The sequence below is a fragment of the Paenibacillus sp. ALJ109b genome, assembly GCF_010747435.1.
In the GTDB taxonomy this organism is placed as follows: Bacteria; Bacillota; Bacilli; order Paenibacillales; family Paenibacillaceae; genus Paenibacillus; species Paenibacillus taichungensis.
Genome location: NZ_JAAIFP010000007.1, coordinates 238503 through 262105 on the forward strand (window position 1 = coordinate 238503; position 23603 = coordinate 262105).

Here is a 23603-nt window from a genome sequence, read left to right on the forward strand (position 1 = left end):
GAAAGAAAGCTGCATCGGAAGCATACACCTCGCCTTTATCCCCGGATTTTCCCCTTTAAATAAGGGATTCAAAAAATCTGGGGATAACAGCGATCGGAAGGTTGTTCTGTCATCGGAGTGGCAAGTGTAAATATTCTTTAGTTCAATTTATCTATTCACAGTCAGAACAGTCGAAACAGCCCAAAATCTTATCCACATGTGGACAGGTTTTTGGCTGTTTTGGCTATATTATGAATTATCCACAGTGTTCTGTGTACTATTTTCGGGCAGAGAGGAATAAAAACAACGGAATCCGCTGTCTGCGCAGGTACGTCTCCTCGTTCACAAAATGCTGACGCTGAGGCGCCGATTCCCGCAGATGCTGTACTTGAAATCCTGCCTGCTGTAATGCCATATAGTAGGATTCGATAGAGCGATGCATTTTTTTCACTGTACCTCCAAGCCATTGCTGCTCCCGAAATCCCTCCACAAAATACTGATCGACGACCCAGTTGGTTCGGACCCCCGAAGGCTGCAACGTCGACGTGATCACAGGATGTTCTACCGAAAATACGAATGTGCCGTTCTCTTTTAACGTGTGGTATACCTTGCGAAATAGGCGGTCCACATCCTCAATATAATGAATCGCCAGTCTGGATATGACCAGATCATATGTATCCGCAGGATAGCTCCAATCTTCCATAAACGCTTGCTCAATCTGGGCGTTCTGACCCTTTATCGATTCATAGGCAGCCTGAATCATATTCACTGAACCTTCAACTCCTGTGTAACTGCCAGCACGGTGGTCGGGACCCAACAGTTCTGCTCCGAACCTTGCATCCCCACAACCGAGCTCCAATATGCTCTTGCTCCCAACGTCTCCAATCAGCTCCAGCATTACAGGCTTCTCCAACGTATCATTGGCATTCTCCTGCCACTGTCGGCGTTCCATATACTTCTCGAAATTGGCCGCATCTTCGTAAAAATCCGATCCTCGTTCGCTCATTGCGCAACCCCTCCGTTACTGTAATGAAGCTCAGCTCTAATATTCAGCCTGAAAGATTATACAGAATATCGGCATAGGTTTCTACAGCAAAAAGGCTGTCACCGGAAATAAACCAGCAAACAGCCCTACGCATTAGAAGATGATCGTTATAATGGCTCAGCCAAAGCGCTGCGTTTTGTACCATTTGCTCTCACGTTTCTTGATCTTGTCCATTACCAAAGAGTAAAAGGCTTTGATCGAGATGAGAATAAACAGCTGCGCATACGTAAAATAGGATACACAGGCGTATATGAAATTACGAGTGTTGCTCTGTCCAATGTCTGCCGCGAGTGCAAGATTGATCTGCAATACATATATAAAGTACATAAATGCCCATCCAATGACAAGAAAGACATACGCATCTCCGGCAAATTGGAACGGTGAACTCACTCCCGGTTTGAACATCGCAATGATCTGATAGACCAGATTAACGAGAAAGATAATATCCGATACAATGATGGCGAGCATAAACCAAAAGTAACTGACCGCATAATAGATAACCAACAACTTATTACGCCAGCTGGACCGGTTGAACAGGTTATGGATATTATCCAAAACAACCTGATAGTTCCCTTTTGCCCATCGTTCACGCTGCTTCATATACACGCTGACCTTTTCAGGCTCTTGTTGATAGGCTTCTGCCTGGGGCGCAAGGGCAATGAATTGCCCTCGATTCAAAATCTCAAAGGATAAAGCCGTATCTTCCGTGATCGCCGTAACATCCCAGCCGCCAATCTCACGAATCAGCTCCGTTTTGATAATATAATTGGTCCCCGGAATGGAACCGAGCTGGAATAATTCCCACAGCCCTGTATGGTAGACTCGTTGAGATGTGATAATCTCCAGATTAATGCATTTGGAAAGGAAGTTCTGCCCCCGGTTCCTTGCTTTATTTCTGCCAAATACGACACCGTATTGCTCCGGGTTCTCCAACGACTTCTGTGTCAGAAACATCAGGGAATTTCGCTCAGGGGCAGCATCTGCATCAAAGATGCAAATCCACTCACCCGTGGATATCTCCAGACCGTCATTTAATGCACCAGACTTGCCTCCAGTACCCTTTCGCTCCATAACGGTCACATTCCGATGTACATAACTGGTTTGGCTGAGAAATGTCCGCAGCTTCTCCGCTGTATCGTCCGTGCAGTTATCCGCAATAACGATGACCTGAACCTTATCTTCAGGATAATTTAGACGCAGGATATGCTCCACGGTAGCTACAATAACCAATCCTTCATTATGTGCAGGTACCATGACGGTTACGGTTGGATAATGATCCATGTTCTTAGGAATCTGAATCCCCTTTTTGTCCTGTTTTTGAATAAAACGAACAGCTCCAGCCATAATGACTATAGATTCAAATACGGCAATCCATATACTAAATATGGATAGTAGTAATATAAAATCAGCCACTTACCTTCCTCCGATCGTACTTACGATTCACCTTGGATCGAAAGCGAAGAGTGGCAATCGTTAATACAATTGTAAAAACCGCGAACATACAGCTGACGGCGATACAAATCGGGATGAACCATGACATGTAGTCCACAGAGCATCTCTCCTTTCACGCTAGTTTTAGATATACTCTCCAATGAGATCTGTCTCCGTGTTCCGTTCCAGCGCAGCAATAACAGCATCAATATCCTCATACTTGCCGAACTGTTCCTGCTGGAATACCAATGCACCGGATCGAATAACCGTCTGTAGTTCATTTCCTTTTTTATCAATCATCTGCAGATCCATCATCGCTTTTTTGATCCGTCCTGTAAGCACTGGCAAGTACCCCACATCGGTCATCGGGCAAATGATCACAAACCGTCCCCGATCCACATAAAACTTGTAATCCTCATACCGGATTTGCTTCTGGATCGTATTGGACAGCTCAAGCAGAAACTGTGCATATCTTACGGAACCAAGTGACTCCAGTACCAATGGCAAAAATTCAATCTTGAACATGGCCATGCTGAACCCATATTGCTCCGAATAACGTCTGGCAAGATTGCTTTGTTTAATGACCGTATCGGCAAGCGCTTCCTTGTTGCCCAAGGATGTATCCGGGTCAATCTGCGGATTACGTTCCTGCAGCTCCTGCAGACGTTCCATGACACGGGCACTGCGCACAAGACTTGTCTTAATAAAAGCAGCCACAGCCACATTTGCCGGGATCAATAACCACCATGAGAACGTAAGCACATTCACATCCGCATAGGTAACAAGCCAGACAAAGTAAGAGACCAGATATACAAATCCGGCGACGACAGACACTCCAACAGGTATCACAAAACCAAGAACCAGCGCACCGAGCGATGCGATACTGAACACCACATCCAGTGTGGTATAACTCTGATTCATATAAATTTTAAGATAGACAACGAGTTGCTGAATCACGGCTAATCCGATCAAACTGGCATATCCCCATGCAATACGACGAATGGGTGCTTTATTCCTCATAAGTACCTTCTCTCCAGTAGAATTTAATAGTGATCATTAGAATGAAATAAATTATGACATGATTAGACAATGCTAACATAATATTAAAACTATAAAATGACAAGATTAATACTTATTAAGGAACTTTTGTAATTCAGTTTCACCAAGCAAAGGGAACAGGTTATCAAACATATGTGTATTGCCATCAAATACGTACCCTCCTGGATAAGCGTTATCCAGACTGCGCAAGGTGATCATATGGTTATACAGCTGTTTGGCCCATTTTGGATCACCTGATTGAACAGCGAGCAGTATGGCGAGTCCATAAACAGATGGAGATTCATAGGATACGGCGGGTGTACGCCCCGTACGTTTATATTGGCCCGGCAACTGGTGGCGGGTATCGAACTCTTTTTTCAAAAAGGCAATTAGCTTGTCCGGTCTCCGATCGGTTGCCGTTGAATGGTTTGCGACAATCAGTTGATCGATCAGGTTGACCGTGTCATCATATGTATATTTTTTCGTTACGACATTAAAGGTTTTAGGGTAAAATACGCCGTCATCCGGCATGCTTTTCAGCAGAGATTCGTATTTGGTATAGGTTCCTGGTTCCAGCATTTCATGCTCTTCCATCGCTTGCAGCGCCTGTAGATCAACATAAACCAGACTTAATATATCCGGTGAATGTCCATTGGCGAAATCGTGAAAATCAACATAATACCCATTGGTCTGAACGGATTGCGTAAGTGTACGGACAATATGATTGGCTGTTGCCAGCTTCTCCTCCCGGCCCTGCTCCCATTGATCTGCCGCCTTCAATATTGCCCCAACGATTCGAAAATCATCGCCAAGCGCATTGGTGGTCACATGAGACTTCCCTTCCGTATCCAGCTTCCAGGCAATATAGTTTTGAGGCATCAGGAAATAAGTCTTTAAGAGATCATAACTCTCCTCAAATAAAACCTGATCGTTCTTGGTTACGGCGTATTGCATCCACAGTCCGATGGACTCAGACAATGCCTCTCGACCTGCCACCATATTTGGATCTTGTGACGGAGCATCCTTAAGATAGGTGGCCAGTGTGTCGTTCGAGTTGGTCATATGATTCTGGACAAAAGAGACTGTCGGGGATGGATCGTTCATCACAAACCGCTCCTTCATAAAAATAATCCATGCTGCCGCGATACCAACTACCAGTATGACCAACCACACCAGTCTTTTCCGGTTCATGACCTGCATATTTCCCTCCTGTGTTGTTACAGCTCTGGAGCATCACTCTTTTCTCATTCAGATTGATCCATATAAGGTCGGCGGCCGCCTTTTTTGACGAATTTCCAATCGACTTCAATGTTGTGGCGCATCCGGCGCAGAAGCTTAACCGCAATCTCGATCTCTTCCTCTGTTAAGCCCTCCAGCGTTACCTGGTCTGAATGAACACCCTCTCTGCGAATAAATTCCCAAGCTTCAAGACCAGCATCAGTCGGATATAACAGCTTATTCTTCTTATTACCCATTGCCGACTGTTTGACGACAAACCCGTCCGCTTCCAATTTGCTAATGGCTCTAGCCGCAGTGGTCCGATCAACTTTGATTAATTCAGCGAGCTGGTTGGGGATAATACCAGGATTCTCACATATGCGATAAAGATACAAATACTGTCCACGAGACAAGTTTAGATGTTGGAATTCAACGTTGCTGATCGAATCCAGACAGCGGGCAATCATGCCGATTTCACGCAACACTTCTTTTTTTTCAGTCAATGGATTCACTCCTCTATAAAATTGTTGCATTCGCAACATAATTGATGATATAACTGAATTAAATCAGTTTAAATTTTTAACCATGATAACACATGGAACAGGTATACGTTCATGCTATCTACCAGTTTACCATGCCATAATAGAATTACTATTGACTAAAGGAGAAACATTCATGAATACAACTATTGTTGAAGCTAATAACCAGGAATTGCTCGACGCCTGCTTCGCCATTCGTACCGCTATTTTTGTTGAAGAGCAAGGGGTGCCTGCTGAGGACGAATTCGATGCTTATGATGCACTGGAGACGGAAGCAAAACATATTCTGCTCTACGTAGACGACGTTCCTGCTGCCTCTTCCAGGCTGCGTGTGGTCGAAAATGTTGCCAAATTGGAACGGATCTGTGTCATGATCGATTATCGGAAACATGGACTTGGTCGTGTGCTGATCGATAAGCTGGAGCAAATGGCACTCGCTCAAGGACTTGAGAAGGCCAAGCTGCACGCACAGGTACAAGCCTCTGGGTTCTACGAACGTCTCGGATACACGGCAGCTTCGGACGTATTCATGGAAGATGGCATTCCTCATCTGCTGATGACCAAGAGCTTAAAATAAATACCAAAAAGAGCATCCTCAAAGTTCAAGAACAAGACTTTGGGATGCTCTTTTTGGTTTCTAATGAACCCAGCCAGTGCTATTAATGGAGATTCAATTATTTGTGAGTGTAACGAAAATAACTTGATTGAAGTTCGTTAGCATTTCTAATTCACGTATTTTGCCGCAATTAGGTGCGATGATTTCGTTAGATTTAGCGCCACATTGAAAGAGTATTTACTTAGCATATAGCATGACAAAGAAGCCAGGCGTTAACCTGACTTCTTGGCTTACATCCTTATCCCAAAGCCAGACGACCTGGCTGAGATTCAGTGGCGTTATTTTTCATCTGTTTACTGCGCAATTGTCCGCAGGCCGCATCGATATCGGTACCATGTTCCATGCGTACAGTTGCGTTAATGTTATTCTTTTTCAATGTATCATAGAAGCCCAGAATAGACTCTTCCGTACTCCGCTGATACTGACTGTGCTCATCCACCGGATTGTATGGAATCAGATTGATACTGACCATACTCTTGCGGCTGGACAACAGTTCAGCCAGTTCGGCCGCATGTTCCCGCTGATCGTTGACGTCCCGAAGCAAAATATACTCAAACATAATACGCTTGTTCGTCGTAGCCAGGTAATAATCCACCGCGTCCATCAATTGTTCAATCGGGAAGGCCCGGTTGATCTTCATGATCTGTGTCCGCAGTTCGTTGTTCGGTGCGTGCAGGGAGATCGCCAGATTAACCTGCAGACTGCTGTCTGCAAATTCCTTGATCTTGTCAGGCAGCCCACTCGTGGATACGGTAATCCGTTTGGCCGCAAGCGCCAGCCCTTTACGATGCTTGATCACTTCAATGAAGTCAGTCATGTTCTGGAAATTGTCAAACGGCTCGCCAATTCCCATCACGACCACGTTAGTTACTCGCTCGCCTTGGCCAGCTGCATCAAGATATTGTTGTACATGCATAATCTGTTCTACAATCTCACCACCAGACAAATCGCGGCTCTTCTTGATCAGCCCGCTCGCGCAGAAGCTGCAACCAATATTACATCCCACTTGAGTAGTTACACATACAGTGAGACCATATTTTTGGCGCATTAAAACTGTTTCAATCAGATTTCCGTCCTGCATACGCAGCAGAAATTTCACCGTGCCGTCAGCGGATTCCTGCTTCACATGTTCACTCAGCGAGTTCATCGTGAAATGCTCTGAAATGACATCCAGACATTCCTGACGCACATCCGTCATCTCTGTAAAATCATGCACTCGTTCCTGATATAACCATTCCCAGATGCGGGAAGCACGGGATTTCTTCTGTCCGTGCTCCGGTAGCCAGTCACGTAGTTGCTCTAATGTTAATCCATATATGGATGATTTAATCATGTTATTGTCCTCTTTTCGCAAAAAGCATATGGCTTATCGGCCTGTCGAAAAAACCTCTACTCTGTATTGTCCCAAAATTGACGAGGGAACACAAGGGCTTTTGCATTTCTTCCAAGAGGTTTTATCAATGGCAAATCTGCACAGCAACTTACTTCTCCACTTCAATTCCCAACCGTTTAGAAGTGAATAATACCGGAGGTATGCAGCAGAACCAGAAGCACTAGGATTGGCGCTACATAACGCAGCATGAACAGCCATACCCGGAACCAGCCTGCACGCAGGCCGGATGCTTCGGCAGCCTTTTTCCAGAAGTATCCGGCAAAAATAGTAACCAGCAATCCACCAATCGGAAGTAAAATGTTGGACGCCATAAAGTCCATCCAGTCGAACACACTCTTCGATCCAATCGTCCATTCAGGGAATAATCCGAGCGACAATACCGAAGGAAGCCCAACGATGAAGACGGCAAGTGAGATGGTCCATACCGAGCGACTCCGGCTCCAGGATAATCTCTCCATGAAATATTTCACTGGAACTTCCAGCAAGGATACCGCCGATGTTAACGCAGCAATCGCCAAAAGCACGAAGAACAACCCACCAAACACGAAGCCCAGCGGCATGGCCGAGAAGGCTGCCGGCAGAGCTACAAAGATCAGAGATGGACCCTGATCCGGTGCAATCCCGAAGGAGAAGGTCGTTGGGAAAATGATCAGACCTGCAATGAACGCATAGAGCAGGTCACCCGCACCGACAGCGACGGTTGCTGCACCCAGTGATTGATTTTTATCAACATACGAACCGTATGTCACAAGAATACCCATACCCAGTGATAGGGAGAAGAACGCATGTCCAAGCGCTACCAGCGCAGATTCGGTCGTAAGCTGCGAGAAGTCCGGATTCAGGAAGAAGGAAATTCCCGCACCAGCTCCTGGCAAAGTCACTGCACGAATCATTAGGATAATGAGCAAAACCAACATCGCTGGAATCAGTACCTTGTTAAACTTCTCGATTCCGTTCGATACCCCTTTGGCTACGATCCAACCTGTAATCAGAACTGAAACCAGTTGCCACACAATCGGCATATAGCCGCCAACAAAGTCACCGAACTGTCCGGCATAATCCGGATTGTTATACAATGTGCCACTAAAGGACGTGATTGCATACTGCAGCGTCCAGCCTGCAATGATCACATAAAAGGAAAGAATGATAAATGGCGTCAGTACTTGCAGCAATCCAGCCGCAAGCCACCCTTTTTGCCCACCTGCTTTAATAAAGGCCGTAGCCGCGCTTCCTCTGCCGCTGCGACCAATCGCAAGTTCAGCCAGCAATACGGGCAGACCAATCAACAGGAGACAAACGATAAAGAGCAGGAAAAACGCCGCTCCCCCGTTCTCTCCCGTAATATAAGGAAACTTCCACATGTTGCCGAGACCCACTGAACTACCAATGGCAGCCAGAATAAATCCGGCCTGCGAGAAGCGTTCACCTTTGTTGGGTCCATCTTGATCCAGATTAGGCTTACTAAAATTCATCGTATCTACTCCATCACTTTAAAGTTTTCCCGTAATTATATACTACTCCACGTGTCAGGTCATTCGAAAATCGAAATTTGTCGAAATGTTATTTATTTACAGGTATGTGTACAATAAATAGGTTGGCCTTTGCTTCTTCATTTAACATAGGAAGCAGCAGGCGACGTGTTGTCCACTGAATTTCCTAATATACAGTATGTGATAAAAAGGAGCATGCCAACCCTGCCCTGTAGTTCGGTAATTCCACAGATGGCTGGGATCCATATCGTGATTCTGCTCTGGGTTGTATATGCCATGACCCGTGAAGTTCTGAATGGACGGAAGAAACGTAGCTGAATATGATCCTGCAAGAATAAAAAAAAGAGGTGTTCCAGCACCACTTACATGGTTACCGAAACACCTCTATTTGGATTAAATTTTAATTTCAAGCAACTCATATTTGATAATGCCCATAGGCGCATTTACATGAATGACACTGCCTACTTCTTTGCCCATCAGTTCTTTACCAAGCGGGCTCTCATACGATATTTTGTTATCAGCAACATCCGCCTCGGCTGGACCAACCAGCATGTATTCAATCTTCTCGGCGAATTCAATATCATTAAGCAGAATGGTTGAGCCAATGCTTACTTTGTTCGAGTCGATATTGTCCGAATTGATGACTCTTGCTTTGGTCAGCATTTTCTCCAGAATCAAAATGCGTGTTTCCATAAAAGCCTGATCATCTTTGGCTGAATGATACTCACTATTTTCCTTCAGGTCACCGTAACTGATCGCGAGTTTCAGACGCGCCGCCAGTTCCTTACGCTTCACCGTCTTTAAATCCCTCAGTTCGTCCTCCAGCTTTTCCAAGCCTTCCTGTGTCAAAATCACTTCATCATTAGCCATTTTTTCCATCTCCTAATCCTGCTTTCTATCTATATTCTAACCTATATCCACTCCAAACGGTTAACATACCAAGAAAAAGAAATAACGCTCCCATTGATGGAAAGATGTGTATGTGTAACCTTTACTGTTACTTACTATTATAGGTAACAACCCTAGAATCATCTCAATACTTTGTCGCAGTTTTTCTATAATGGGCATTATTGCCATATAAAGTCTTCTAACCTACAATAGACGATACTGCTATCGAAGGAGGAAATATTTTGTATGCGACGATTCAATTCATAGGACTCTTCCTGATCCTCCCAGCTGCCTCAGGGTGGATTATGATGAATAGTTTTCTGAAGAAGGCCTCGGGAAATGGCCGAAAACTTCTCAAGGTGTTCGAATTTATTTTTCTGGCCGTCACTCTATTCCTTTTCGCAGTAGGTCTTGCAATAGACAGTATGGGTGTTCAGGGAGGAGAACCCTTATCCATGTATGAAGATTCCGGCCTGATGGCATCCAATTATGCCACGTTGGATCATCGTAGTCTTCTTGTCCTTATGGTCACGTTATTGCTTGGCTTGCTCGCTTATTTAGTAATGTTCACACGTCCAGATAAACTCTCACCGATCATTTACACTTTATGCAACAGTATCCTTGTATTAAATATCTTTTGGGGTATCGTCTATATCACGCATACTAGCATTGCTTGGTACACCGAGACGGGCATGTTCTTGATGTTTGCTGTCCTTCTGTTGCAGAGCAGCTATCTATCGCTCATCTTCCTATATATTGGTCGATTGAAACGTTCATGGGATGGCTTTATGGCCGCTACTCTGGTTGAATATCAAACGTCTATGGATATGGAGCATTTACCAAAATGGCAACGACTGCTATACCGGTCTATCATTCGCTTTCATACCGCCCCAATAGTGTGGATCATTCTGATGTTTCCTGTACAGCTGGTTATACAACTGCTCCTTGTTCTGTTTGGACAACGCCCGGATAGCGCCATTCGCGTATTTCTGGATACAAGCAGCTTTAATTACTCCAGACTGCCAGCTCCACCGCCGAATATGATTCCCGGTGATGGGCACTATCTATGTACAGTTGCAGCTGGTGGACATCAAAAATGGGTCAAACCTGTGCGAGCAGGCATACGACATGGCCACATTATTCACGTTAATCGGCAACTCATGATCGCCAACGCATTCGAGCATGTTATTGAGCAGTATACGCCGCGGTTCCATGGCTTAGTTCGAGGTGTGTACAATCGATATGGATATCCAATCAGTAAACATATTCGTTCCAAATGGACCGCCGATATCGTCTATCTATTGATGAAACCGCTCGAATGGCTATTCCTCATCGTCCTTTACACAACAGACGCTCACCCTGAAAACCGAATTCATATCCAGTACAGTGAGATGCGAGGAAAATATACACGTTTCTAGAAAAACGGAATTTTAACTGTACCGGTACAATTGAAGCAAACCAGTGTATTCATTTCATCCGTTCACTTTTACAATGAATTCAGGGCAGAAGTTTATAACACGCTCACTACATGACTCGAGGTGATCTGGATGAATGTTACATTGACTCCATCTGAAATAATGGCCTACCTGAAACGGATAGGCATCCATGATATCAAGGAACCTACACTGGCATTTCTAACCGAAATCCAGCAGGCACATGTGCAGTATCTATCCTGGCAAACGGTCGATATATTTGCAGGTCGACCTGTGGGCATTGATCTTCAAGAATCGGTCCAGCTTATATTGCAAGGCCGCAGTGGTTACTGTTTTCATCTGAATGGCGCTTTCAGCGTCCTGCTTCGCTCTCTGGGATATACGGTGCATTGGCATCGTGCCGGAGTTCAGCCATATGGAGAGCAGCCACGTGTGAACTCGTTCCATCTCGGTCTGTCCGTCTCTTTGCCAGATGCAGACCCGAATGTGGAACGTTGGATTGTGGACGTCGGTCTGGGCGGCATGCCCTTTGAACCGATTCCCCTTCGTTATGGAACCTACGGATCGGCCCCGTTTACTTATACATTAATGCCTTCATCCGTTGCCCCTGGCGGATGGAGACTTGAATATGAGCCGAACGGGCCAAGTGAGGGTGTCGACTTCGCTCCCGAAGAGCTTACTAACCTGGAGGAGTTCATTCCTAAGCATGAATTCTACAGCCAGTCAGCCGATTCACCTTGGCATAACGCATTTTTGCTCCGTCAGAGGCATGCTCTCCAAAGCAACGAACTACGTGGATGTATGCTCCGGACGCATGACCGCGATGGTATCCGCAAGAAGGAAATTCAAACCTACGCCAAGTGGAAAGACGTATTGGCTGAGAAATTCCACGAACCGTTGATGAATTACACAGAACTTGAACGCAAAGAAATGTGGGGACGGATACAGGCTGCACATGAAGAATGGAAAAGGACACAGCAGGTATGAAGCGGCACGGGGAAAGCTGATAAACCAATGATTATAAAGGAAAGTGTGCAATCAATGCCGAATACATCGTCAGGTGATAAATGATGATAACGATTCAAGTTCTTCAAGTTCCGGCAGAATTGCCGGAGGCATACTGGAACCTTTTTCAGTCGCGGGTATCTGAGGAAAGACGAGGACAAGCTGCACGTTTTGTACATCAGGCGGATGCTTATCGCTCTGTACTGGGTGAAGTGTTGACCCGTGTGACGCTGAGCAAGTTGACTGGCCTAAGGCCGGGAGAACTTTCCTTTACACGTAACAAATACGGCAAACCTGCACTCAGTAACTATGCTGATGTTCAATTTAATGTCTCGCACTCCGGCGATTGGATTGCTTTAATCTCTGGTGGTGACACTGATCTGGGTGTGGATGTTGAAAAAATAGCGCCTATCGACATGAAGATTGCAGAGCGTTTCTTCTCTCTCACGGAGAGCGGATTCCTGGCTGCGGAACCCGCTGAGATGCAGCTGGAGACCTTTTACCGTCTATGGACTCTGAAGGAAAGCTACATCAAGGCTGTCGGCATGGGTCTGTCCATCCCACTTGATTCATTCTCCATGATCCGTAATGCTGACGGGAACTGGCACTCGCCAGAAGCAGCCGCTTATCCATTCCTCAGCCTGCGACTGGATCACGGGCATATGATAGCTGCTTGCTCCGCAGGAGATGATTTACCTAACCAGCCGGATGTCATCACAATCGAAGAGTTGTATCAGGCATTATTATGAAGGAGGGGTTATAGACCCCTCCTTCATTTTTTACATTTTATCAAAAAGTGCATTAATCCCTTTTCAAACCATAATTTTCAAAAAAAATGATTACATTCTGTCCAGTTAATGGTACTATAGGACCAAAAGGAAGAGAAGTAGGTAATATAGATCAGGTATTTATAACTATTTTCTACAGTACATACTTGTTAATGCTCGATTCTCTCTCCATTTATTATTTTAGAAGGAAGTGGACAAATGCATATCTTTTTGCAAAACAATGCAGGTGTGACCAAAAACGTTAAGGTTGGTTTCAGCTGGACAACACTCTTTTTCGGTTTTTTCCCTGCTCTTTTCCGTGGTGATTTGAAATGGGCTGCCATCATGTTTTTGATTAGTGCTGCTCTTGGAGTCTTCACTGTGGGTTTCGGAGCTTGGGTTAGTGGAATCGTATTCTCCTTCGTTTACAACAAAATTTACATTAAAGAATTGCTGGAAAAAGGCTACCGTCCTGCAAATGCTGAGTCTCAAGCGGTTCTTGAGAGAAATCAGATTATTGCTCGAGCAGCATAAACTTAGAAAAGAATGTAACCAACATAGCAATTTAGATTTTTATTGTAGATTTATGAACTAACACGCATGTAGAAATATCGAAAAGTCCCTGGCGAACCCGTCAGGGACTTTTTAATATTCAATGGATTGCATTCACTCACTCATGATCTGAAGAGATATCATGTTCAACTGCCAGGCTACAGGACTTAACCTTTCGATTGTACAGACGATTCCTGCGTCAATGATGGAGATTTCTTTTGCCTCCGGAAGAGACCCTGACCGCTGTTTTTCCGTATCGTTGCAGCCGCGTCAGCATCGCTGATTTTCAGGGCAAAGCATAAACCAATCAACAGAAACGCAGCAGCACCCAGTAAAGCCAAACGGTACGCCAGCATATTTGGCTCCATCGCTCCGGCTACAGTCACCGTCGTTGTACCTACGCCAGCCAGAACAGCAGACAATAAAGCCATTCCAATGGCGGAACCCAGCCGATTTTGCACCGTGAACCAGGTGGAGGCTCGTCCCATGGAAGGAGGCGGTATTCGGGCAAACGAAGCAATCTGTACCGCGCCTACCGTTTGCCCCAGGAAGATCCCCACGCCGAACAATAATGAACGAATGAACCACGGATTGGTATCCACTGTAATCTGACTAAGCGTAATGAAAATCACAGCCGTACAGATCAAACCCATGGATATCAGCTTACGCGGACCCAGCCGCGGATATGTCCAGGGCACAAGCTGCGAAGCGATCATAAGTCCCAGAGCTTCAGGGAATGTGGTTAGTCCTGTCTCAAGCGCAGAGGCATTTAGCACGTTTTGATACATCAGCGGAAATACATACAACATGCCCAGCAGACCCGCTGCTCCACATACGGACACCAAACCGGAATAGCGGAATAAACGGTCTTTCAGCAAACGTAGATCAAGCAAAGGATGCTTCGCGCGCAGTTCGGCAACCACGAGCAACGTGAGCAGGATGATTCCTGTCAGACCAGCTCCAATAATTAGAGGGGAAGTCCACCCTCGCAGCGGACCCTGACTAAGAGCGTACATCGTCAGAGCGAGTCCTGGGGCAGATATTAACCACCCCGGTACATCCAGTCGACCGGCTCCCTGTTCTTTGTGTTCCTTCAGATAAATCATTCCGAAGATTACCGCTGGAATGCCGACGGGTAGATTCACATAGAAGATCCATCGCCAAGAGAGCTGATCGACAATCAATCCGCTCACAATCGGCCCTAGGGCCGGGGCCAGCGCGATGGGCAGTACGAGCATTCGAGATACTTTGGCCCGTTCCTGGGGAGGAAAGGTTCGAAACAGCATCGCCATCCCTACTGGAGTAAGCAGACCACCTCCTGCCCCCTGCAAAATGCGAAAGAACGTCAGCGTACTTAATTGATCGGCCGTCGCACACAGTGCAGAGGATACCGTAAACAGTGCCAGTGCAGATAAGAAAACTCGTTTCGTTCCCCATCGATCACCAAGCCACCCGGCAACAGGCAGGAATACAGCCAAACTCACCAAATACCCCACATTCAAGGTACCCGAAGCAGCCGGGGGAATCCCTAGCTCCTCACTAATGGTTCGTAATGCTACGTTCAAGACCGTTCCATCCATAGCCACCATAAACATCGCTAACACATAGACGATGCTGACAATGACCTTGGGATTCAGACCGAATTTCATCTGCTAGCCTCATGAACGGCTCCAGGCATACCGATTTCATCACAGAGGCTTAACGGTTTCAGATCTGTCCATTGCTCGGCGATGTAATCGAGACACACCCGGCGCTTGGCCTTGCCAAGCATCACGGTCCAACCTGCGGGTACTTCAAGGGATGCAGGCCAGAGGGAGTATTGCCCCTCCTCATTGATTAACACCAGATAATTGCTGTCTTCATATTCAAATGGGTTGCTCATCGCCTTATCCTCCTATTTATGTTGAATTTCGCGCTTGTTCAGCTCTTCCAGCTTGGCGGCCAGTGTTCGGCAGATTTCCTCCAGCGGTCCAGGCTGACAGAGGTCTTTGTGACGGCAAGCGATATCATGACGTTCCAATTGGCCCCCGATATACGCATTCCACATTTCCGGTTCAATCGGGTCAAACCAGTCAGGAATAATGGTGGAACGGAAGAAGATCAGATCCCCCTCGAATCGGGATGGCGTATAGGCACCCAAGATCCGTACGGAATTTTCATAGGTCTTCCGCAGCTTCATGATCGTATCTTCGTCCAAACTTGCCAGTGCACTGCCCTCACTGCGCAATATGCGCATAGCCGTTGCCATATCCAGCGGCCCATCCCCAATGCTGTCCGGATCATAACCCCCCAGTGCAAGCAATGCCGTTAAGGCTTCTTCCTCATCCGGTTCTCCGCGAATCGGCAGATAGTGGCTCGGATACGCATCCAGCATGGCGAGAAACTCTACTTCTTCCCCTTCCAATTGCAGTTGTACCGCCATAGCCTGGGCTACGTTGCCTCCGAGAGACCAGCCCAGCAGACGGTAAGGTCCCTCAGGCTGTACCGAGCGGATATGGCGGATGTAGTCTGCTGTCATATCTTCCAGTGTAGACGGAAGTTCCTCGTACTCAGCAATTCCTCTGGCCTGTAACCCATAGAGTGGATATTCCATGCCCAGATGTTTCATCAGCCCGGCATAGCACCAGCTAAGTCCTCCTGCGGGATGGACACAGAATATAGGCAGATGTTCCCCATGCGTTCTGAGCGGCAACAGCACTTGAAGCGAGCTTTTTCCGGAATCCGAATCCATCTCCAGTCGCTCCGCCAGTCCCGCTACGGTAGCTGTTTCGAACAAAATGCCGATGCCCGGCTCCCGTCCCATCGCTTCACGAATGCGGCTCATCAAGCGAACAGCCAGTAACGAATGGCCACCCAGCTCGAAGAAACTGTCATCAATACTCACACTCCGCATGCCCAATATTTCAGCAAACAAATCACAGAGGATCTCCTCCTGCGGGTTGCGAGGCGCTCTGCCACCTGTCGTTAATTGCATTTCCGGTGCGGGTAGTGCCTTGCGATCGAGCTTTCCATTCGGTGTAAGCGGCAGGCTCTCCATCGCTACAACCGCAGATGGAACCATATAATCGGGAAGGCTGGCAGACGCATGACGACGCAAGGCAGTCGATTCCGGTATCGTCCCTGTGTCCGAAGCCGGAACGATATAAGCTACAAGACGTTTATCCCCCGGCTGGTCCTCACGGACAATTACAGCAGCCTGGGCCACGCTTGAATGCCTTGCCAGCACTGCTTCAATCTCGCCAAGCTCAATGCGGAATCCCCGTATTTTCACCTGCTGATCCGCCCGCCCCAAATAATCAAGCGAGCCATCATGCAGACGCTTCGCCAAATCTCCTGTCCGGTACATACGTGTGCCTGGTGGACCGTATGGATCAGCAACGAATCGCTCAGCTGTAAGATCAGGTCGATTCCAATAACCACGAGCCAGACCTGCTCCGGCTACATACATCTCTCCGGTTACTCCTGTTGGTACAGGCTCAAGTTGATCATCCAACACATATACCCGAAGATCCGGTATGGCGCATCCAATCCAGCTGCTCGCGCCTTCCGTAGAACTGCCTGCATGCAGTTCCTGGTAGCTGACATGAACCGTCGTCTCAGTGATGCCATACATATTGATGAGTTTTGGCGCATCATCAGCATGACGTTCATACCAGTCATCCAAGCGCCCAAGCTCCAGTGCCTCGCCTCCAAAAATGACATAACGGAGTGCAAGCTGCTGTCCCCAGGCCGGATTTTCCCCGTCAGCCTGCATGAGTTGGTAGAACGCAGATGGCGTCTGGTTCAATACGGTCACCTTTTGTTCAGCGAGCAACTGCAGGAACGCTCCAGGTGAACGGCTAATCTCATGAGGAACAACGACTAATCGTCCTCCATGCAGCAGCGGTCCCCAGATTTCCCATACAGAGAAGTCAAATGCATAGGAGTGGAACAAGGTCCATACATCACTCGCGTCAAAATGGAACCAGTGCTGCGTGGCATCCAATAAACGGATGACATTCGCATGCGGAATAACGACCCCTTTGGGCTTACCTGTCGAGCCTGAGGTATAGATCATGTAAGCCGGGCTCAGAGGTGTTACACGCCCATTGCGTTCACTATCCGCAGGGTTTCGATCATCCAGCATCTCCAATTGCTGCAAAGTATGCAAATTATCCATATTAATACACTGAATTTCTGCCACCTGTGGAAGCAAGGTGTATACCTCTGTACTCGTTACCATTACTTTCGGTGCTGCATCTGTCAGCATATGTGTCAAACGATCTGCCGGATAATTGGGGTCAAGTGGCAGATACGCGGCTCCTGCTTTTAGCACAGCGAGAATGCCCACAACCATTTCAACGGAACGAGGCAAGGCTAGCGCAACCATTTGTTCCGGTGCCACGCCTTGACCGATCAGTAATCTGGCCAGCTGATTGGCTCTTGCATTCAGCTCCCTGTAATTCAAGGTGATATCCTCACAGGTCATGGCAGTCGCTTCCGGATGAGCCGCTGCTTGTATTTCAAAGCGCTCGGCTATGGTCAGTTGCGCATCCTCACTCAGCGTAAAAGACCATTCTTTTTCAAGCTGCGCCTGCTCTGTCGGGGTCACAACATGAAATCTGCTGATTCGTTCATCCAACTGCTGCACTGCATCTTCAAGCACCTGCATCAATCGGACCACAAGTTCACCTGCAGTAGATTCCCGGAAGAGATCTGCACTATATTCCAGCACACCTTCAATTCCGCCTGGAGATCCGTTATGCTCACGCTGCTCGGTCAGCTCAAGGGTTAGATCAAATTTGGATGAACCCACACCATACATGCGGGTTTCCGCCGCAATACCCGGCAGATCAAGACGAATATCCGGTGTATTTTGCAGCACAAGCATCACTTGGAAGAGCGGATGTTTGGAACGCGACCGAGGCGGATTTAATACTTCAACCAACCGTTCAAAGGGCAGATCCTGATGTTCATATGCAGCCAGGTCGACTTCCCGCACACGAGCCAGCAGCTCACGGAATGTTGGATCACCTGAAGTATCTGTGCGCAGCACAAGGGTGTTAATGAACATACCGACGACTTCATCCAGCGCATCATCGCTCCGTCCGGCAATCGGTGTTCCTATCGCGATATCCGTTCCTGCCCCCATTCGGGTAAGCAACAAGGACAGTGCCGAGTGCAGCACCATGAATAGGCTGACTTTATTCTCACGTGCGATGACCATCAATTGCTCATGCAAACGTTGACTGATCGTAAAAGGCACCGACCCACCGCGATAACTAGACACGACTGGACGAGCGTAATCCGTAGGGAATGTAACCTGCTCCGGTAAATGGGCCAGCTGATTGCTCCAGAATTCCATCTGTCTTGCAATCAGACTGTCCTGCTGTTTCTCATCCCCTAGCAATCTCTCCTGCCACACCGCATAGTCGGCATATTGAATGCGAAGCGGCGCCCAGGTAGGCGAAGAACCCCGCAAGCGTGACGCATAAGCCTCCGATAGATCACGGATCAGCGGCGACAGTGACCATCCATCCCCGGCAATATGATGGAGCAGCAACAACAGCACGTGCTCATCCGCGCCGATTCTGAACAACTCGGCACGAATGCCTGGTTCAGTGGAAAGCTGGAAGCTGTAGCGTGACGCTTCTGTCAGAAGCTCGGGAAGCTCCTGCCCTGCAGCAGCGGTTATATTCAATTTCACTTTGACGTCAGCAGCATTCAGAATATGCTGGCTCGCAGAACCCACTTCAGGCGGATACAACGTTCGTAATGTCTCATGACGGTCTACAATATCCTGCAGGGCGTTCTCCAGAGCATCCGTATCCAGCTTCCCGGCCAACCGGGCAACCAGCGGAATGTTATACGTCGGATTGGCGCCTTCCAGACAATACATGAACCACAACCTCCGCTGGGCAAAGGAGAGCGGAAGCTCCCCCTGACGTGGAACAGGCTGAATAACAGGCCTCACCGATTTTACCTGATCCAATCGTTTGGCTAGGCCTGCTGCGGTTGGAGCTTCAAATACACTGCCAATGGTCAGATCTGCACCGAATACATCACGGATACGTGCTGTAATTCGTCCAGCCAGCAGGGAGTGCCCACCCAGTTCAAAGAAATCATCGTCAATGCCCACACGACCAACACCAAGAATCTCAGCGAACAGACTGCACAGAATTTCTTCTTGTGGCGTGCGCGCCTCCCGTCCATTGGCATTTGACAGCAAAGCAGGTACCGGAAGCCGTTTGCGATCGATCTTTTTATTCGGTGTCAACGGCATCTCGGGCAGTAGTGTGAATGCAGCAGGCACCATGTAATCCGGCAACGCATCCGCCACGTAAGCTCTTAGTTCTGCCAGATCCATACGATTCTCGAGCTCAGACTCACCCACTACGTACGCTGCCAATCGCTGGTTTCCCGGTTGGTCTTCGCGAGCCATAACCGTGACCTGAGCTACGCCAGGATACCTGGAGATTACCGATTCAATCTCGCCCAGTTCTATCCGGAAACCTCTAATTTTGATCTGATGATCGGCACGACCCAAATAATCGATAGAACCATCCGGCAGCCATTTCGCCAAATCTCCTGTACGGTACATCCGACTGCCTGGCTGACCGAAGGGATTGGCTACAAAGCGTTCTGCGGTCAGATCAGGCCTGCCCAAATACCCGCGCGCAAGCCCTTCGCCTGCGATATACAGTTCCCCTGCTACACCCGAGGGTACTGGCTTTAAGCATTGATCGAGCACATATAACTGCGTGTTGCGAACCGGACCACCAATCGACGGTTTCCCCATTTCCCCTGTGTCGAACGAGGCAGCCGTGGAATAAATGGTTGTCTCGGTCGGGCCGTACTGGTTATTGACGTGACAACCCAGTTCCTGCAAAGAAAGCTTCAGTTCCTCCGTCAGCGCCTCTCCTCCAGTAATCAAGGTTAGCCCATCGAATCGCCCTGGCCGGCTCGTCACCAAAGACTGCCATAACGTAGGCGTAGCCTGCATAATGGTGGTTCCCAGCTCTCTCATCTTCCCAGCCAGAGCTACCGGATCAAGAATCGTCTCTTTGTGTGTAATATCCAGCCGGGCACCCGTCGTAAGCGGCAGAAATACTTCCAGTACGGATATGTCAAAAGCAATCGTAGTCACCGACAGCCAGTGGTCCTGCGGACCAACCTGTAGTCTCGTCTTCATATCCTCAAGCAGATTCGCCAGCCCCAGATGGGTTACGGCTACGCCCTTGGGCTTACCTGTGGAGCCTGAAGTGTAGATAATATACGAAGGATTGAGCAGAGAAGCTGTACTTGTCAGATCATCACCTTCGGGATTACTTCCAGGCCGGCGACTCACTGCCGTAGCAGTATTCGGTTCATCCATGACCATCATCGGTACACTGGATGTTGTCGGCAGACTGGAAACATGGTCCATCACCGTCACCACACAAGCAGGCTTGGCATCATCCAACATGTAGATCAGACGCTCTTCGGGATAGTCAGGGTCAAGCGGCAGATAGGCGGCCCCCGTTTTGTGGACAGCCACAATGGCGATGACCACTTCCAGCGAACGAGGCAGAGCAATGGCCACCCGCTGTTCCGGTCCTGCCTGATATCGGTGAATCAATTGATGAGCCAACTGATTCGCCCGTTCATTCAGCTCCGCATACGTCAGGGAGGCCCCTTCGAACGTCAGCGCCGTTGCAGAAGGTGTGCGGCGGACCTGCTGTTCAAACAGTGCTGCTGAATTGCTCTCGGCTGTTAGCCCTCCCGTTCCATTCCATGTCACCAAAACTTGCTCACGTTCGGCAGGGAGCAGCAATTCCAGTCGTCCCACCGTTTCTGTCTCCATTCCTTCCTGCATGATCAGGTTTAGCAGCTGCATATAACGAAGCTGATGGTTCAGCAGTTCGGAATCATTGTAGATAGACGGGTTCGCATCAAAATCAATACTCATCCCATGACCATGCCCTTGGTCCACAACATGAATGGACAGATCGTCTACCGGTCCCGTGGACAAGTTGTGAATCATGCCGCGCCGCCCTGCAAAGTTCAATTCATGGTGGAATGGCATGACATTAATCATGGGTCCGAACAAACGACGATTCTCTCCAAGCAGCTTCAGATCACGCCGCAGATCCTGGTGCCGATAGCGTTGATGCTTTCGTACCGCCCGAATCTCCTGCATAACCTGTTTCAGCAACTCTGACACGGTCAGATCCGACTCTACGTTGAGACGCAGCGGAAGCACATTCATGACCATACCCGGAACCCGCAGGGAAGTTGATCCCAATCGGCACATCACGGGCAGGGCCAGCACAACATCGGTCGCCCCTGTCATTCGGTGAACGTAAATGGCCGTTGCCGCTACAAACAAATCCGGCCAAGTCACACCGAACCTTGCCGCTGCCGCCTGCATTTGCTCGCGCTGCGGTTGTGTAAACAGGCCACTCTGTCTCAGGAAGTAGGTAGAGGTTCGCGGAGCACGTTCCCCCAGACTGACAACATCCGGTTCGTCTGCATACCGATCCATCCAGAACTGACGATCCTGCTCTTTGTCCACTGATCCAAGATAAGCCTCGTCTTCCTGAAGAACGGCCGTCCATGAGCCAAACGACGCCCCCTGCTGGACTTGATCTACACCTTCTCCTCTTACACTTGCGGAGTATAGGCTCGCCACCCTGCGGGTAATCAGCGAAACGCCGTATCCATCATTCGCGATATGATGGATGCGCTGATACCAGTAATAACAATCATGGCTCACCTGGAACAATGCCTCCGTGAAGAGTGGACCTGTCGCCAGATTGACGGGATTGGCCAGATCCTTTTTCATCCAGTTTAATGCTACTGTGTGGGGCTCCGATTCCTCCCTCACGTCGATGACATGAAATGTCCAATGATTCGGGTTTCTGTTCAAAGACTGCCATGGACCTTGTTCATTTTCACCATAAACCATATTCAGCGACTCTGCTTCCGAAACGGTCTGTCGCACACTTTCTTCGAATCGTCTGGCGTCTACGCTACCCTCGATGACCACATACTCAGCGGTATTGTACATCGGATTGTCCGGATTCAACTGCTGAGCGAACCAGATGCCGGACTGTGCAGAGGAAAGGGGCCAAGCCGTATTCCGACTGTACGACGTATGCACGGCCCCGCTCAAAAGTAGTCTCCGTTCGGGAGCACCTTATTTTTGGCCTTATCCAGCAATGCTGCCCATGCAGCCAATGTAGGCAGCTCCGCCAGATCCACGAACGTTACCCCCGCTCCTTCCACTCGAAAGCGCTCAGCCAGACTCATAATACGAATGGAGTCCAGTCCCCAGATCTGAATCAGATCATCGTGCTCTCCAATGTTGCCAGGTTGCTCCTGGAGCATCTCTCCGACCTGATTTCTCAATGCTTCCAACGTGACTTGTTCAATGCCATGACTTCCGTCCTGGGTTCTCTCTGCTGCCGATGCCGTTTGCTGCTCAGCCTCTGAAACAGCCACACGTGCAGGTGTAGCATAGGATTGCTCACCTTGCTCACCTGCCTCAGACTTTACTACTCCTTTAATGCCGTCTGCGGCAAAATCATTTAGGAATTCAAGTAAACGTCCGGTTGTCAGTGTTACCGCGCACCGTTCTGCTGCATACGTCAGGGCCATGCGATGTTTTTCCACCGAAAAATCAGCTACTGCATCCGCAACCAGGAACGCCTGAATGTCTCTCATAAAGGCTTCGCAGGAGGTCATCAGACATCCAATATGAGCATAAATGCCGCAGACGATCAGTTGATCACGACCATCCTGCTGCATTAGTTCAAACAGTTCTGTCTTCTGGAAGGCGCTATATCGCCATTTGGTCATGAACGTATCCTGCGGAGCGGGTGCGAGTGCTTCAATAATTTCTTTTTGCACAGGTCCTCCATCAATTCCCGCACCCCAAAAGTCCAGCTGTAACCCGCGCTGCTCCGGAGTCTGTCCGCCCGGTTGTGCGGAGTAGACCACCGGAATGCCAAGCTCATGACACTTTGAACGAAGTTGTGAAATATGATCGATCAGCTCCACAACAGGGGATTGTCCTGCCGTAAAGGCGTTCATAAAATATTGCTGCATATCATGGATCAGGAGTACCGAGCGCTTCGCATCCGGTGTCCATGTTACCTTGTTGACGGGAAGCTCCGACTCTACAGGCATTGCATAGGGTTGAATCTTTGGAAGTGCCATGAATATCCCTCTTTTCAGCTTTATTTATCA

At 48.3% G+C, this 23603-nt stretch carries 17 protein-coding genes; 5 read left to right on the plus strand and 12 right to left on the minus strand.

Translation table 11 applies throughout. The features are described from left to right. Positions 1 to 256 precede the first annotated feature (256 nt). The 5 genes from G3352_RS08690 to G3352_RS08710 form a co-directional block, all read right to left on the minus strand. Complete coding sequence (locus G3352_RS08690; RefSeq protein ID WP_163755718.1) at positions 257 to 985, minus strand: class I SAM-dependent DNA methyltransferase; 729 nt, start codon at positions 983 to 985, stop codon at positions 257 to 259. Positions 986 to 1141: 156 nt separating this feature from the next. After that, positions 1142 to 2437, minus strand: coding sequence for a glycosyltransferase (locus G3352_RS08695; RefSeq protein ID WP_163755719.1), 1296 nt, complete (start codon positions 2435 to 2437; stop codon positions 1142 to 1144). Between the two features lie 162 nt (positions 2438 to 2599). Further along, positions 2600 to 3475, minus strand: a complete 876-nt coding sequence (locus tag G3352_RS08700) for a diguanylate cyclase domain-containing protein (RefSeq protein ID WP_163755723.1) — start codon at positions 3473 to 3475, stop codon at positions 2600 to 2602. Positions 3476 to 3580: 105 nt separating this feature from the next. After that, positions 3581 to 4684, minus strand: coding sequence for a glycosyl hydrolase family 8 (locus G3352_RS08705; protein WP_345940743.1), 1104 nt, complete (start codon positions 4682 to 4684; stop codon positions 3581 to 3583). A 53-nt stretch (positions 4685 to 4737) separates the two neighbouring features. Beyond that, positions 4738 to 5178 (minus strand): MarR family winged helix-turn-helix transcriptional regulator, encoded by a 441-nt coding sequence (locus tag G3352_RS08710; RefSeq protein ID WP_240343003.1) that lies wholly within the window; start codon positions 5176 to 5178, stop codon positions 4738 to 4740. A 208-nt stretch (positions 5179 to 5386) separates the two neighbouring features. On the opposite strand from G3352_RS08710, the gene G3352_RS08715 reads away from it, so the two are divergent. Beyond that, complete coding sequence (locus G3352_RS08715) at positions 5387 to 5827, plus strand: GNAT family N-acetyltransferase (RefSeq protein WP_163755726.1); 441 nt, start codon at positions 5387 to 5389, stop codon at positions 5825 to 5827. Positions 5828 to 6104: 277 nt separating this feature from the next. Here the strand turns inward: G3352_RS08715 and rlmN are convergent, their stop codons facing one another. The 3 genes from rlmN to greA all read right to left on the minus strand — a co-directional run bounded on the left by rlmN (position 6105) and on the right by greA (position 9619). Further along, positions 6105 to 7199 (minus strand): dual-specificity RNA methyltransferase RlmN, encoded by a 1095-nt coding sequence (rlmN, locus tag G3352_RS08720; RefSeq protein WP_163755728.1) that lies wholly within the window; start codon positions 7197 to 7199, stop codon positions 6105 to 6107. A gap of 176 nt (positions 7200 to 7375) precedes the next feature. Continuing rightward, entirely contained in the window at positions 7376 to 8731 is a 1356-nt protein-coding gene (locus G3352_RS08725; RefSeq protein ID WP_163755730.1) for a sodium-dependent transporter, read from the minus strand. A 411-nt stretch (positions 8732 to 9142) separates the two neighbouring features. Next, complete coding sequence (greA, locus tag G3352_RS08730; protein ID WP_163755732.1) at positions 9143 to 9619, minus strand: transcription elongation factor GreA; 477 nt, start codon at positions 9617 to 9619, stop codon at positions 9143 to 9145. Between the two features lie 260 nt (positions 9620 to 9879). On the opposite strand from greA, the gene G3352_RS08735 reads away from it, so the two are divergent. The 4 genes from G3352_RS08735 (at position 9880) to G3352_RS08750 (ending at position 13376) form a co-directional block, all read left to right on the plus strand. Further along, entirely contained in the window at positions 9880 to 11055 is a 1176-nt protein-coding gene (locus G3352_RS08735) for a DUF6688 domain-containing protein (RefSeq protein WP_163755734.1), read from the plus strand. Between the two features lie 129 nt (positions 11056 to 11184). Further along, positions 11185 to 12057, plus strand: coding sequence for an arylamine N-acetyltransferase family protein (locus G3352_RS08740; protein WP_163755736.1), 873 nt, complete (start codon positions 11185 to 11187; stop codon positions 12055 to 12057). 83 nt (positions 12058 to 12140) lie between these two features. Beyond that, positions 12141 to 12824, plus strand: coding sequence for a 4'-phosphopantetheinyl transferase family protein (locus tag G3352_RS08745; protein WP_163755738.1), 684 nt, complete (start codon positions 12141 to 12143; stop codon positions 12822 to 12824). A 237-nt stretch (positions 12825 to 13061) separates the two neighbouring features. Then, entirely contained in the window at positions 13062 to 13376 is a 315-nt protein-coding gene (locus G3352_RS08750; protein WP_163755740.1) for a DUF2628 domain-containing protein, read from the plus strand. A gap of 185 nt (positions 13377 to 13561) precedes the next feature. Here the strand turns inward: G3352_RS08750 and G3352_RS08755 are convergent, their stop codons facing one another. The 4 genes from G3352_RS08755 to G3352_RS08770 are packed head-to-tail and all read right to left on the minus strand — an operon-like array spanning position 13562 to position 23573. Next, positions 13562 to 15043, minus strand: coding sequence for an MDR family MFS transporter (locus tag G3352_RS08755; protein ID WP_163755742.1), 1482 nt, complete (start codon positions 15041 to 15043; stop codon positions 13562 to 13564). Then, positions 15040 to 15276: an MbtH family protein gene (locus G3352_RS08760; protein WP_072733826.1), complete on the minus strand. Its 237-nt coding sequence runs from the start codon at positions 15274 to 15276 to the stop codon at positions 15040 to 15042. The genes G3352_RS08755 and G3352_RS08760 overlap by 4 nt, the downstream gene beginning before the upstream one ends. A 12-nt stretch (positions 15277 to 15288) precedes the next feature. Then, positions 15289 to 22527, minus strand: coding sequence for an amino acid adenylation domain-containing protein (locus G3352_RS08765; RefSeq protein WP_240342988.1), 7239 nt, complete (start codon positions 22525 to 22527; stop codon positions 15289 to 15291). Beyond that, positions 22524 to 23573, minus strand: coding sequence for an isochorismatase family protein (locus tag G3352_RS08770; RefSeq protein ID WP_163755744.1), 1050 nt, complete (start codon positions 23571 to 23573; stop codon positions 22524 to 22526). The genes G3352_RS08765 and G3352_RS08770 overlap by 4 nt, the downstream gene beginning before the upstream one ends. Between the last annotated feature and the right edge of the window lie 30 nt (positions 23574 to 23603).